The 14015-nt window shown below is 41.5% G+C and carries 11 protein-coding genes and 1 pseudogene; 11 read left to right on the plus strand and 1 reads right to left on the minus strand.

The window, feature by feature from the left end; translation table 11 throughout:
• The first annotated feature begins 409 nt into the window (after positions 1-409).
• The 9 genes and pseudogenes from QFZ72_RS02835 to QFZ72_RS02875 all read left to right on the plus strand — a co-directional run bounded on the left by QFZ72_RS02835 (position 410) and on the right by QFZ72_RS02875 (position 10908).
• Entirely contained in the window at positions 410-1627 is a 1218-nt protein-coding gene (locus QFZ72_RS02835; RefSeq protein WP_307429129.1) for an HpcH/HpaI aldolase/citrate lyase family protein, read from the plus strand.
• Positions 1566-2933 carry a phosphoribosyltransferase family protein gene (locus tag QFZ72_RS02840; RefSeq protein WP_307429131.1) on the plus strand — a complete coding sequence of 456 codons (1368 nt, stop codon included), beginning with the start codon at positions 1566-1568 and terminating at the stop codon, positions 2931-2933. The genes QFZ72_RS02835 and QFZ72_RS02840 overlap by 62 nt, the downstream gene beginning before the upstream one ends.
• Positions 2926-4044 (plus strand): cysteine protease StiP family protein, encoded by a 1119-nt coding sequence (locus QFZ72_RS02845; RefSeq protein ID WP_307429134.1) that lies wholly within the window; start codon positions 2926-2928, stop codon positions 4042-4044. Before QFZ72_RS02840 ends, QFZ72_RS02845 begins: the two co-directional genes overlap by 8 nt.
• A 12-nt stretch (positions 4045-4056) precedes the next feature.
• The gene (locus QFZ72_RS02850; protein WP_307429137.1) at positions 4057-4872 is read left to right on the plus strand and encodes an HAD family hydrolase; all 816 of its coding nucleotides are present in this window, start codon (positions 4057-4059) and stop codon (positions 4870-4872) included.
• 128 nt (positions 4873-5000) lie between these two features.
• Positions 5001-5186, plus strand: a pseudogene (locus QFZ72_RS02855) (helix-turn-helix domain-containing protein); the annotation flags it as partial.
• Between the two features lie 91 nt (positions 5187-5277).
• Positions 5278-6885 carry a YceG family protein gene (locus tag QFZ72_RS02860; protein ID WP_307429140.1) on the plus strand — a complete coding sequence of 536 codons (1608 nt, stop codon included), beginning with the start codon at positions 5278-5280 and terminating at the stop codon, positions 6883-6885.
• A gap of 26 nt (positions 6886-6911) precedes the next feature.
• Positions 6912-8000: a toxic anion resistance protein gene (locus QFZ72_RS02865; protein WP_307429142.1), complete on the plus strand. Its 1089-nt coding sequence runs from the start codon at positions 6912-6914 to the stop codon at positions 7998-8000.
• Between the two features lie 282 nt (positions 8001-8282).
• On the plus strand, positions 8283-8837 hold the full coding sequence (gene rpoE / locus QFZ72_RS02870; RefSeq protein ID WP_307429145.1) for a DNA-directed RNA polymerase subunit delta: 555 nt from the start codon (positions 8283-8285) through the stop codon (positions 8835-8837).
• 466 nt (positions 8838-9303) lie between these two features.
• Positions 9304-10908: a CTP synthase gene (locus QFZ72_RS02875; RefSeq protein ID WP_307429148.1), complete on the plus strand. Its 1605-nt coding sequence runs from the start codon at positions 9304-9306 to the stop codon at positions 10906-10908.
• A gap of 678 nt (positions 10909-11586) precedes the next feature.
• Here QFZ72_RS02875 and QFZ72_RS02880 read toward each other — a convergent pair.
• The gene (locus QFZ72_RS02880) at positions 11587-12120 is read right to left on the minus strand and encodes a DUF2529 domain-containing protein (protein WP_307429151.1); all 534 of its coding nucleotides are present in this window, start codon (positions 12118-12120) and stop codon (positions 11587-11589) included.
• Positions 12121-12502: 382 nt separating this feature from the next.
• Between QFZ72_RS02880 and QFZ72_RS02885 the strand changes: the two genes are divergently transcribed.
• Entirely contained in the window at positions 12503-12874 is a 372-nt protein-coding gene (locus QFZ72_RS02885; RefSeq protein WP_029283300.1) for a response regulator, read from the plus strand.
• Between the two features lie 189 nt (positions 12875-13063).
• Positions 13064-13921 carry a class II fructose-bisphosphate aldolase gene (locus tag QFZ72_RS02890; protein WP_223438664.1) on the plus strand — a complete coding sequence of 286 codons (858 nt, stop codon included), beginning with the start codon at positions 13064-13066 and terminating at the stop codon, positions 13919-13921.
• Positions 13922-14015 lie beyond the last annotated feature (94 nt).

The following is a 14015-nucleotide window of genomic DNA, read 5'->3' on the forward strand; positions in this document are numbered from 1 at the left end:
ACCGCTCAAGGCCCCTCGGTCAGAACGGCTCCGGCAGTAAAGGCAAAAAGCGCCTATCTGCCGGGTTCTTATCTGCCTGACCGAGTCTGCCCAGGGCGGTTCCGCTTTTCTATTGTCCAGCTGCGGCGCCTAACTCCTCGGCCAGAACAAAATCCCCCAAAAAGTCAAACCCGGACTTTTCGGGTGATTTCTTATCTGTCTGTCGGAGCTAACCAGGCGCCTCCGCTTTTCGATTGTCCAGCTGCACCGCCCAGCCCCTCGGTCAGAACGGCTCCGTCAGTAAAGGCAAAAAGCGCCTTTTCTGCCGGATCCTTATCTGCCTGTCGGGTCTACCAGGGCGGTTCCGCTTTTCTAATAAGCAATTTACCACCTAGTACATCACGCAGAGGGTCTGAATGGAGGAACAAGCTTGAAGCATTTTCAATATTTATCTCAAGAAAAGCGAAATGAAATCTTTTTATACGAACCAATCCATTTTTCAAAAGAAACAGAACGGGAAACATTGGCCTATACGTTAGGTGCGACTCTCTACATGCCTGGTAATCGGACGGCTATTTCAAGCGATGTACTATCTGGTAAATTTCTTAATGGAAAGCATGAAGGATTAACTTCAATGGTTATTTGTCTTGAGGATTCAATCGGTGATACGGAAGTAGAATCAGCGGAAGAAAATACAGTCAGGCAAATCGAAGTAATCTCTAACAGCATCTTAAAAGGCCAGTTTGATCAGAGAAATCTGCCGCTTATTTTTTTGCGGATCAGAAATGAAGGCCAAATGAAACGCCTTGCCTCAAAGCTTAAGCATCATATCCAGCTTTTAAGCGGGTTTGTCTTCCCAAAATTCACTTCTGAAAATGGAAGAGGCTATTATGCAGCCCTGCAGGAGATCGCTGTTCTTTATTCTGTCACTTTGTATGGGATGCCTATTTTAGAGACGAAGGAAATTATTTATAAAGAGTCGCGTATGGCAGAATTGCTCGTTATCAAAGAGATTCTTGATGATTACTATGAACTTGTTCTGAATGTCCGCCTCGGCGGAACGGATTTATCAGGATTATTCGGCATCAGAAGAAGCCGAGATACAACTATTTATGATATTTCCGTCATTCGTGACTGCATTACAGACATCATTAATGTGTTTGGAAGATGTGAAAAAGAATATGTCATTTCAGGACCCGTTTGGGAATATTTTGGCGGAGGCCAGCGGATTTTAAAGCCTCAAATCAGACAAACGCCTTTTCAGCAGGCATACGGCACCGAGGGACTTGAGTTCAGAGCAAACCTGATCGACCGTTATGACGATGGATTAATTCATGAAATCGTGCTTGATAATACGAATGGCCTTGTAGGCAAGACCATTATTCATCCGCTGCATATTAAAATAGTAAACGCGCTGAATGCCGTGACAAAAGAAGAATATTTGGATGCATCGTCGATCCTTGATCAGGCGCAATCTTATAACGGCGTCATCAGAAGTGAGTTTTCAAATAAAATGAACGAAATTAAACCCCATTACAATTGGGCGCGGAAAATCATCTTGAAATCAAAAATATACGGGGTGTTCCATGAGCAGCAATCATTTATTGACCTTATCAGCGAAACAACAAACGAGCAATTATACATTTGATTTATTAGGAAAGCTTTCTGTTGAAATTGAACTGACAAGCAATCCTTATCTTCTTCCTTTGGAAAACCTGTTTTCAATGGCAGCACGGATTAATAAAAAACGCGGCTTCTTATTTGTGAGCAAAGTCCTCGGCAAGCATATTCCTGTTGATCCTGCGCTTGCTCTTTTAACTGGACAAGCTCTTGCAGCAAGATATATGGAGGTTGTACACGGAGAAACACATCCTGAAAGAGACCAAATTCTTGCTGGATTAAACGGGGAAGCGATTCAAAAGAGTGAGTACCGCCACACTTTAAACGATCAGGCTCTATTTATAGGATTCGCAGAAACAGCAACTGCCCTTGGACATGCAGTCTTTGAAAACTTTGAAAATGCCTCTTTTTTTCATACAACAAGGGAAATGGTATCTGGAATGGATTCCATCATCAATTTTGAAGAAGAACACTCACATGCGACCTCTCACCGCTGTTATGTGGACGAGAGTCTATTTGAAAATGACCGTCCGATCGTTTTAGTGGATGACGAAGTAACAACAGGTAAAACGGCTCTGAATATCATTGAATCTATCCAATCGAAGTATCCTCGCCGTGAATATACAGTCGTGTCTATTCTTGATTGGCGCTCAGAAGAGGACCAAAAAAGATTCAGAGAAACAGAAGAAAGACTTGGTGTTGCGATCCATACGGTTTCTTTAATAACAGGTCTTATTTCAACAACCGGGGATCCGGTAGCAGAGAACCAGGCTGAAAAAGGATCAGAACAAGTGTCTGAATCTGAGATAAATGAAATCTATATATCTAGTGATGATACGACTTCATATTCTTCTGAACTTCTTTCTGCACCCTATTTAATACACACAGGCAGATTCGGTCTAACAGATCAGGAGCAGCTTAGTGTCGATGATTATTGTCAAAGCGCAGCAGCAAATCTCCTTGAATTCCGTAAAGGAAAGAAAACTCTATGCCTTGGTACAGGGGAATTTATGTATGTGCCTATGAAAACCGCATCCTTTATGGGAGAAGGGATCTTCTATCAATCAACGACCAGAAGTCCGATTCACCCGGTTGAAAGGGAAGATTACGCAGTGAAAAGCGGTTATCCTTTTACAAACCCGGAAGACGGAGAAACAGCTAATTTCTTTTATAATGCAGTACAAGGTCAATACGACGAAGTCTTTGTCTTTTTTGAACGGGCTGTTTTAAGTGACCATATGAAATCAATGATGAACCAGCTGAAAAGAGTTTTTCCAATCATCAATCTCGTCTTTTTCAGTACAAACAAAAAAGGAAGTGCAGCAGATGAATAAGGTGGAGCAGCAATTGCCAAAACCGGCAGCAATGGGAAGCTATTCGGAGCAGGACGTTATTTTCTTATTAAAGGACCTGAGTCAGGTCAGCCTTGAAAAATCAACCTTAGAAAGAGAGCAGGCTGTTCAAAGCGGAACCCATTACTCAGAAATGCTTCCGATTGAATACAAGCCGACAGATGAATATTTACAGCTTTTTCATCATTCCTTAGATATGTACAAGCAAAAACTGGCGATTGCAGTAGGAACCGTTGCAGAGCGCATCCTTAAAGAGAAGGGCCGCAGCATCGTTCTTGTATCACTTGCAAGAGCAGGTACGCCGATCGGCATTTTGATGAAGAGATATCTGCTGCAAACCTATAATCTTAACGTTCCTCATTATAGTGTTTCCATCGTCAGAGGCCGCGGCATTGATGAAAATGCGATGAGATATATTGCTCAGAATCATCCGAATGATCATGTACAGTTTGTGGACGGCTGGACTGGGAAAGGCGCTATTACGAGAGAACTGACAGAGGCAGTCGCCGGCTTCAACAGGAAATACGAAATGAATATCAATGATTCACTTGCTGTCTTGGCAGATCCTGGCTATTGCACGGAGATTTATGGAACTAGAGAAGACTTCTTAATTCCAAGTGCCTGCTTGAATTCTACCGTTTCAGGATTGGTCAGCAGGACCGTATTAAATGACCAGTTCATTGGACCTGATGATTTTCACGGGGCTAAATATTATTCTGAACTGCTTCCTGAGGATGTTTCGAATCATTTTATTGACGTTGTCGTTTCTGAGTTTTCACATGTTTCGGATGAAATCGGCGAGCAAGTGTTAAAGCTTGAGGCAGAGGATAAAGAACCGACTTGGAAAGGCATCCGGGATATTAAACAAATTCAGGATGATTTCAGCATAGAAAATATTCATCATGTTAAACCTGGGGTCGGAGAAACAACTCGTGTACTTTTGCGCAGAATACCCTGGAAAATTCTTGTGAAAGATTTGAACAATAAGGATCTTGAACACATTTTCCTGCTGGCAAAAGAAAGAAACGTACCGGTAATCGAATACAAGAACATGTCATATTCATGCTGCGGGATTATTAAGCCCCTAAACTAGGAGGAACAATCTGTGATTTTTGCAAGTGATCTGGATCAAACACTCATTTATTCAAGAAGGTCCTTCCGGGAACCGGTGAGCGAATCTGATATTCGCCTGATCGAAACGCTCGAAGGTCAGGAAATCTCATTTATGACGAAAAAAGCGATTTCCATGCTGAAGGAAATTGCGGAGCAAATGACATTTGTGCCCGTTACTACAAGAACACCCTCACAATACGAGCGCATCACTGTTTTCCAGGAAGAAATTATCCCAGGCTATGCGGTCACAAGCAATGGCGGACATGTGTTCAAGAACGGAAAGCTCGACTCGGAGTGGAAAGATCATTTAGAAAACCTGATGAAAAATGAGTGCACCAGTTTAGAAGAGGTTTCCCTCAAGTTTCAGGAGATTGCAGCAGATGATTGGGTGTTAAAACAAAAAAATGCTGAAAATCTCTTTCTATATAATATTATCGATCGCGCTCTCATTCCTGAAGTGCGGCTGCAGGAATTTATCCTGTGGCTCGATCGCCATGGCTGGAAGCACTCTCTCCAAGGGAGAAAGCTGTACTTTGTACCAAAGCCGATCAACAAATGGGATGCCGTTGCTTATGTCAAAGAAGCAATTGGTGCAAAAACTGTCATTACTGCGGGGGATTCTCTGCTTGATCTATGCATGCTTGAAGGTGCAGATCATGCCTTCTCACCGCTGCATGGAGAATTGGGCGAATCAAATACACGTTTAGTAGAAACGATTAAAAGAACAAACAAAAATGGGATTTTTGCCTCCGAAGAAATTTTGGAAAACATATTGGCGAAAGTAAGCCCGGCACCAGCTGAGTTGTAAAATAGAAATATTTACCTTGTGCTGGTACAATATTAACAAGGTGTTCCGATGTCAAATGGCTGCAAGATAGATTTTCTTTAGATATTATTGGAGTGAACGTATTGGTTACACTAGAAAAGAACCATACAAATTTATTGGATAAGAATATTATGAGTTCCACACAGGCCTGCCGGGAATGGGGAATAGACAACTCCACCCTGCGTAAACGGATTGATCAATTCCCTAAAGGCACCATTCGGAAATTTGGGAAAACATGGGTTGTAACGAGTGAAGGAATGCAGCACGTATTTGGCGAAAAGAGAACAAGCAGATAGGCACTTTTCTGGAACGTTAAATTTCTGCTCGAATGAAACGCAAAAATAAAAAATAGACAGCTGGATGTGACTTTTGGGGGAGGGAAGAGAGATGATTCGAACATATCAGACAGTAGCAGCGGTTAATCTTGAAACAGATTGGCAAGCGCTTCTTTTTCAGCCGTTATCCGAGCGCTCGGGATTTGTGAATACTCCCTCTGAAATGAAAATCCCTCAAATAGCCATTCGCATGCTAGGAACACCTTTAGTGGAAGATGAGTATTTTCAAATGCTCTATGATCTTGTTCATAACGACGAACTGGACCTTCACTTTCTCAGTGAAAATCTAGACAAAACCATTCCGCAGGAAAAATTCCAGGCGATTCAGAACTTATTAATTCTGCATGGAAAAGAAAAACTGTCAGTGAACCGGTTTGTCGCTTTTATGGACCGTGATCAGCTGCTTCCAATGCTTAAAAATCCTGAATTGAACCGCCATTTGAGAGCTTGTGTCATCAAGGTGCTGACTCCCTTTTTCGAGGAGCGAAAGGATGAAACAGGAGATTTCAGAAGAGTCATTGTGGATCTAGTTAAATGGACGTGGAATCATTTATATAAAGAACTTGAAAAAACTGCAAAGCAAGAAGACAGAATACCAGCGTTTTTTTGGTATGGAAATGCGACGGCAAGCGAGCAAACCTTCCTTAAGTTCCTTATTCTTTTCGGCTGTGACGTCATTATTGCCCATCCGGAGGGAACAGATATACTGGATGATGCAGATCCGGATGAAGCGATCAGCAAGATCATTCGCTATCCGGGGACTCACCAACTGACAGCGTTTCCAAAAACAAGACCTGAGCGAACTTCTACTATTGCTTACAAAGCATCAAAAGAAATCGACCAGGTTCTTCATTCAGATGATTCCATGCTTTATAAGCCGTGGCAATTCAGAAATTATTCACCTAATGCCATTACGCTGAAAACAACATACGACGAACTTTTCATTCTTATAAAAGAAAGAGCATTTTTAAGGCCGAATTTTGAAGTCCGGAACAATACAGTGAATATACCGGCCATCTTTTCAAAAATTTTTGGGATGACAAAAAACCGGCGGGCTTACTGGAGCAAGATTCAGGACTTGACCGATTATGAATATGCGGAGGTTATTAAACAATTTCCTTTTACTTGGGAAGCGAAAGGAAACCCTCACTTTCATTATCAAAATGCCCTGGGTGAAAAGCAGGAGCTGCAGGCTGAAAAAATGATGAACAGCCATTGGTGGAGATACAGCAATCTTCCAACCGGCCTGCAGAAGGGAATTGCTGAGGCAATCTCGAGATATTGCGCACATCCTAAATTGAAAAAACAAGAGCAGGAAAGCTTATATGATCTGCAATTATATTTGTTTAATCAAGCTATGAATATTCCAAACAGCATGATCAAGCTGCTGCAGAATTTCGATTACTCTCAATATGTGCCGCGGGTTGTGCTTTACAATAATGAGAATAACGGCTTCATGACACGTGCTGATGCAGCCATTCTGCTTTTAATGAATGAATTCGGGCTGGATATCGTGATTTACAATCCGCCGGGTCATAATGACATAGAAAACTTTGTAGATGAACGATATTTTGACAGTCATTGGCTGGATGAAATGAGCTTCGGAGAAGAGTTTCAGGAGCCTTCGCGGCTGAAAAAATTCATCCGCAAAATGTTCTGATTTTATTATCGAGGGAGGATACCAATATGTCTCAAGTACCAGGACTGGGTAAAGTGGATCAAATGGAAGAGGTTCTGCAGCAAGGGCCGAACAACATGAAAGTACAGCTGCAAAAAGAACCGGAAGTTCAAAAGCTTGCGCAAATGATTGACTACCGCAATCAAGTCGGCATGCTTGAATATGGAAAAGCGCCGGCGGATGAAATTTCCGCTTTTTCAGGAAAAATATTAAATACGATGCAGTCAAGCAGTATGGAAGAGTCAAGCGCTCTCCTTAAACATCTTGGCAAAATCATGGACCGCTTTGATCCAAAGGATTTTGCAGAAAATAAAGGGTTTATGAAGAAAATCTTTAACCGCGGTCAGAAGATGGTAGAGAAAATCATGTCCAAGTACCAGACGATGGGCGGAGAAATTGATAAAGTGTACATGGAAATCGTCAAATATGAAGATGAAATGAAGCGTTCAACCAACACACTTGAACAGCTGTATGAACAAAACTTCCAATATTATATGGAGCTTGAAAAATATATCGTAGCCGGAGATATGAAAGCAGCTGAACTGAAGCAGCAGCTTCCGGCTTTAGAAACAAAAGCAGCATCAGGGGATCAGCTTGCACAAATGGAGCTTGATACAATGCGAAATGCGGTAGAAGTACTTGAGCAAAGAGTTTATGACCTGGAGCTTGCCAAACAAGTGGCCTATCAGTCAGCGCCTCAAATTCGGCTTCTGCAAAGAGGAAATACAAAGCTAATAGGAAAAATCAACTCTGCTTTCGTCACAACCATTCCGATCTTTAAAACAGGTCTTATCAACGCGATTGCTGCAAAAAGACAGAAGCTTGTGGCAGATTCGATGAACGAGCTTGAAAAACGCACAAATGAAATGCTTCTCCGTAACGCTCAAAATATATCAAAGCAAAGTGTTGATATTGCGAGACTTTCAGGAAGTCCAAGCATTAAAATGGAAACAATCGAAGAAACTTGGAGCATTATCCTAAAAGGAATGCAGGAAACAAAGGCCATTGAAGACGAGAACAAACAGCTTCGCGAACAAGGCCGCGTCCGCCTTCAGGAGCTTCAGAACAACTTTAAACAAATCAAAAACAGCCGCTGAAAACTCGGGAAATCTTCCGAGTTTTTCTATGAAGTTCTAAATTTTAATAGAAATGCTGAAAATTATTCTGATTTATTACAAGGAAGAAGATTAAGGTAGCATAAAGTGTTAGAATTTGTTTATAATGAATGGTATGACTTGAATACATAGGATTCGGACGGTGCTATCAATCTCACTTCCGGATTTCTTATAGGGTGAGAAAAAACAGGCTGTCCAGCTGACAAAGCCGCTTGCGTTTTTTCACCTCCAATAGATGAACGACGAGAAAGGGAGTGCCTCACTTTGAGTATTTCACAATATTCCAAGGACCAGCTTAAAGAATTGTCAATGGTTGAAGTTGCATACGACCTGATGACAGAAAAAAAACAGCCATATCTTTTTAAAGATTTAGTAAAAGAGATCAGCCAAATTATCGGCTTGACTCAAAGACAGGTTGAAGATAAAATTTCACAATTCTACACAGATTTAAATATCGACGGACGTTATATTTGTGTTGGAGAAAATACTTGGGGACTGCGCAGCTGGTACCCATATGAACAAATCGAAGAAGAGGTTGTGCCAGTCGCTAAGCCTAAGAAGAAAAAAGCGAAAAAAGCGGTTGCTGAAGACCTTGAGCTTGATGACTTTGATGAAGTGGATGAAGAAGAATTAGAATATGATGAAATCGAAGAGTACGAAGACGATACTGACGATGACCTTGATGATGACGACGATCTGGATGACGATGCAGAAGAAATCGATGAAGTCATTGAAGACGAAGAGTTCGATCTTGAAGAAGAAGAGTTAGATGAAGACCTGGACGAGGATGTTGAAGAAGATGAGGAAGAAGATTTATAATCATCTTGACTTTCAGGAACCAACTAGGTAGAATCTTATTTGGGCTCTTTAAAAGCAATACCTATGGATTTTATATACCATGCTCCCTTTCGTAAAGCGGAAAGGGAGCTTTCTTATTTTTACAAAGCGGGGATCACATCCTGCTGGCCATAAATAGGCAGCCGGAAGCGGGCATTTGTACTGCCGGGCAAGTTACTTCCGCTTAATTTATATACAGGCGAGAGAAAGTTTGAGCATTCATGTCTAGCTCCAGCGCCTGGCTCCTTGGTCGAACGGCTCCGTCAGTAAAGGCAAAAAGCGCCTTATCTGACGTATCCTTATCTGCCTGTCGGAGCTGAACAAGGCGCTTCCGCTTTTCTTTATAGCCCCCAATCAAAACTTATAAAGTAAAATCGTTCCCATTAGATTGGGAATGTTTTCTTTTGTGCACATTAATCTTATACATCACTTGAAGGGAGAAGAACACATGACAAAGTATATTTTTGTTACAGGAGGAGTTGTATCCTCATTAGGAAAAGGGATAACAGCTGCATCTCTTGGACGTTTGCTAAAAAACCGCGGATTAAAGGTGACAATCCAAAAGTTTGATCCATACATCAACGTGGATCCGGGAACGATGAGTCCTTATCAGCATGGAGAGGTCTTCGTAACGGACGATGGTGCTGAAACAGACTTGGACTTAGGACACTATGAGCGTTTCATTGACATAAATTTAAATAAATACAGCAACGTAACAACTGGTAAAATTTACTCTTCTGTATTAAAGAAAGAACGCCGCGGCGATTACCTTGGCGGAACAGTACAGGTTATTCCTCATATTACAAATGAGATTAAAGATCGTGTATTCCGTGCAGGAAAAGAAACAAATGCGGATGTTGTCATTACTGAAATTGGGGGAACGGTGGGGGATATCGAGTCACTTCCATTCCTTGAAGCTATCCGTCAAATGAAGAGCGACATTGGCCGTGATAATGTCATGTACATCCACTGTACACTTGTTCCTTACATCAAAGCTGCAGGCGAAATGAAAACAAAGCCGACACAGCACAGTGTAAAAGAACTAAGAAGCTTGGGCATTCAGCCAAACGTAATCGTTCTTCGTACAGAAATGCCAATTTCACAGGACATGAAGGACAAAATTGCCTTATTCTGTGATATTGATACAAACGCAGTTATTGAATGCCGTGATGCAGATACTCTTTACTCCATTCCATTGGCACTTCAAGAACAGCATCTTGACCAAATCACTTGCGATCACTTAAAACTTGATTCCCGCGAACCTGAAATGTCTGAGTGGATCGAGCTAGTTCAAAAAGTAACGAACCTTTCTAAATCAGTTCGCATCGCAATCGTCGGTAAATACGTAGAGCTTCAGGATGCCTACATTTCCGTTGTTGAAGCATTGCGTCATGCAGGCTATGCATTTGATGCAGACATCAGCATCAAATGGATCAACGCTGAAGAAGTAACTGTATTGAACACGGAAGAACTGCTTTCAGACGTGGATGGAATCCTTGTTCCAGGCGGATTCGGGGATCGCGGCGTAGAAGGCAAAATCCTTGCAACTCAATATGCTCGTGAGAACAAAGTTCCATTCTTCGGAATCTGTCTTGGCATGCAAGTAGCTTCTATTGAATATGCACGCAATGTTCTTGGACTGCAGGGTGCACATTCATCTGAGCTTGATCTTGCAACACCATACCCGGTTATCGACTTGCTTCCAGAGCAAAAGGATATCGAGGACCTTGGCGGCACACTTCGTCTTGGACTTTACCCGGCTAAACTTGATCCATCATCACGTGCATTTGAGGCATATCAGGATGAAGTTATCTATGAGCGTCACCGTCATCGCTATGAGTTCAACAATGAATACCGTCAAGCAATGGAAGACGCAGGATTCATCTTCTCTGGTACAAGCCCTGACGGCAGACTAGTTGAAATTATCGAATTAAAAGATCATCCTTGGTTTGTGGCTTCCCAGTTCCACCCGGAATTTACATCAAGACCAACAAGACCGCAGCCATTATTCCGTGAATTCGTGAATGCATCATTGATGGCTTCTGAAAAATAATCATGAGAAAAACCCTGACAGCTTGAGCTGTCAGGGTTTTTTGTTATATCGAAATTGTTTCATGTGAAAAGTGGTCTTCACTTAAATCAGAATGTATCGGCTGAAAAAAGCTAAATACTGAAAAAATCAGCTGATAAAGCAAAAAAATGACTGAATGAAAAATCAGCTTGGCCGAAAAAATCCGAAAATGGCCGAATGAATGGAACACCGGCTGTAAAAAATGAAAAATCGGCTGATAAAATCTATTTCGGCTGTATGATAAGATTGGGCCTGGTCAAGATCTGCCTGTTTCAGAAATTCTGTATTTTCAGGCTGAAATTATAAACGTCTGCGCAGCATGGGTATCCAATTAAAGAGTGATCTTTTCTAGTAAAAGACCATCCGCTGGAAAAAATGTATTAACAATACGCTTTGCTGGATTCCATACCCGTATTGAGATTTTGGCTAATAAATGGCAATTTCAGCTCGAAAATAAGAAGAAGTGCACATTATTAAGTATCGGATAAATCAAAATAATTGCTGGCTAAATAAAACTCAAAATCGGCTAATAAAAACAGTAAACTGGCTATAAATTATGACTTTTCCGCTAATAAAATGGCGATTTCCGCTAAAAACTGTTTCTGCCTGTTTGGAAGATGCAGCAGATTTCGTTTTTCTGCGCTGGCCAGCTTCACTTATCTATTCATACTCACTAAGGATTTCTTTCAGTGTAAAACTCAGAGCATAATAGGCAAATAGCGAAGTCATTAAAGCAGGATAGCCATAGCGGCTGCCATCTTCATCGGGAATCAGACCCTTTTTCAGCTTTGAATCAATATGAACATCCACATGCTCATCAAGACTTGCTTCTTCATCCTTCACAAAGCATGATACGCCGACTGTGCCGGCGCCGATTTCACGCAGCTTCAGAGCAAGCTCTATCGCCTTCAGGTCATTCGACCGATGGGTAAACAGAAGCACGCGGTCTGCATCTGTCAGCTTGCTCATTGTGCCGTCCTCAAGAAACAAAGGTTTTGCACCAGGCAGAGGCTCAGCGCTTAACACAGCTTCACCAATAATGCCGCCAAGCTCATCAAATCCATGTATATAAATTGTGCCGCTTCCGACTGCTGCCTGTGCGAGCAGTCTTGCGCCGTCTTCTATTGCAGCCTCTTCCTGCTCATGAATCCGGCTGAAGTGGCCATTCAATTGTGTCATGAAAATTTTCATCATAGAAAAATACACTCCTTTACATCCAATATTATAACGAATAATAATTAGAACTCCTAACATGGCATTTCAGAATTTGTCGATAAAGTTCTTCTTATTTAAGCAGGAATAAGAATGCGGAGAACCGAATAAATACCGTATGTTTCAGCGGACTGTCTTATACTAGAGAGGAACATAGCTGTTTTCGCATAGATTGTTGTTTCGCAGTAAAACTACGTATATAAAATGGTTTTCGTGCTCTTTGCCAGTAATGCATTAGATTCTTGAAAGTGCTGCTTGAGCACCTTAAATATCATTTAAAAGCAACAATGTTTCAGAAAAGAGCTTAAATAAAAACGATCGGCAGTTTTTGCTAAATAATCATAATATGAAGAGGTGCAGGGACATGAATGAAAAAATATTAATTGTGGACGATCAGTACGGAATCCGAATTTTGCTGAATGAGGTTTTTCAAAAAGCGGGATATCAGACATTCCAGGCGGCAAATGGCTTTCAGGCTTTGGAAATTGTTGACAAGCATAAACCGGATTTAGTGCTTTTAGATATGAAAATTCCTGGAATGGATGGAATTGAAATCCTAAAACGCATGAGGGTGGTTGAGCCCGACATCCGCGTTATCATTATGACTGCATACGGCGAGCTCGATATGATTCAGGAAGCGAAAGACCTTGGCGCGCTTACGCATTTCGCAAAACCGTTTGATATAGATGAGATTCGTGATGCAGTGAGAAAGTACCTTCCAATCAGATCGAATTAAATATTTTGCAGAAAATTCAGATTTATGTCGAAAAGTTGCCGTTTTTCTCATAAGTTGGTATGCTAGTTAATGAGAAAAGCCCGTATATCATTTCATCAGATTACATACATTGCAATCGTTCTGGTCATGCTAGATGTTACGTAAGCTTTTCGGTTTAGCAAATTAGCTGCATAGGGAGGATATTTCGACATGCCTTTAGTATCAATGACAGAAATGTTGAATAAAGCAAAAAGCGAAGGTTACGCTGTAGGTCAATTTAACCTGAACAACCTTGAGTTCACTCAAGCAATTCTTCAAGCTGCTGAAGAAGAAAAATCACCTGTAATCCTTGGTGTATCTGAGGGCGCTGCACGTTACATGAGCGGCTTCAAAACAGTTGTTAAAATGGTAGAAGGACTTATGGAAGACTTGAAAGTGACTGTTCCAGTTGCGATTCACCTTGACCATGGTTCAAGCTTTGAAAAATGTAAAGAAGCAATCGATGCTGGATTCACTTCAGTTATGATTGATGCTTCTCACCACCCATTTGAAGAAAACATCGAAACAACTGCTAAAGTTGTGGACTATGCTCATTCAAAAGGCGTTTCTGTTGAAGCTGAGCTTGGAACTGTCGGCGGACAAGAGGACGACGTAATTGCTGAAGGCGTTATTTACGCTGATCCTAAAGAGTGCGACGAAATGGTAAAACGCACAGGCATCGACTGCCTTGCTCCTGCACTAGGATCTGTACACGGCCCTTACAAAGGCGAGCCTAACTTAGGCTTCAAAGAGATGGAAGAAATCGGTAACCTTACAGGTATGCCTTTAGTTCTTCATGGCGGAACTGGTATCCCAACACACGATATCAAAAAAGCGATCTCTTTCGGTACAGCTAAAATCAACGTTAACACTGAAAACCAAATCGCTTCTGCTAAAGCAGTTCGCGAAACATTAGCAGCTAAGCCTAACGAATACGATCCACGTAAATACTTAGGACCAGCACGCGATGCAATTAAAGCTACAGTTGCAGGCAAAATGAAGGAATTCGGTTCTGCTGGCAGAGCTTAATTTTTCAAAAAAAGATAAAACCGCCTTTGATACATATCTGAAACGACAAGGCGGTTTCTCTTCCAATAAGAAGTAAGCGTAAACAAGATTAATT

It is taken from the genome of Bacillus sp. V2I10 (assembly GCF_030817055.1).
Taxonomy (GTDB): Bacteria; Bacillota; Bacilli; order Bacillales; family Bacillaceae; genus Bacillus_P.

What these genes read in the sequence shown, in the direction of transcription:
- QFZ72_RS02840 (WP_307429131.1), top strand. Translation starts at nt 1,566, where the DNA reads ATGAGCAGCAATCATTTATTGACCTTATCAGCGAAACAACAAACGAGC.
- QFZ72_RS02845 (WP_307429134.1), top strand. Translation starts at nt 2,926, where the DNA reads ATGAATAAGGTGGAGCAGCAATTGCCAAAACCGGCAGCAATGGGAAGC.
- QFZ72_RS02860 (WP_307429140.1), top strand. Translation starts at nt 5,278, where the DNA reads ATGATTCGAACATATCAGACAGTAGCAGCGGTTAATCTTGAAACAGAT.
- QFZ72_RS02865 (WP_307429142.1), top strand. Translation starts at nt 6,912, where the DNA reads ATGTCTCAAGTACCAGGACTGGGTAAAGTGGATCAAATGGAAGAGGTT.
- QFZ72_RS02875 (WP_307429148.1), top strand. Translation starts at nt 9,304, where the DNA reads ATGACAAAGTATATTTTTGTTACAGGAGGAGTTGTATCCTCATTAGGA.
- QFZ72_RS02880 (WP_307429151.1), bottom strand. Translation starts at nt 12,120, where the DNA reads ATGATGAAAATTTTCATGACACAATTGAATGGCCACTTCAGCCGGATT.
- QFZ72_RS02885 (WP_029283300.1), top strand. Translation starts at nt 12,503, where the DNA reads ATGAATGAAAAAATATTAATTGTGGACGATCAGTACGGAATCCGAATT.
- QFZ72_RS02890 (WP_223438664.1), top strand. Translation starts at nt 13,064, where the DNA reads ATGCCTTTAGTATCAATGACAGAAATGTTGAATAAAGCAAAAAGCGAA.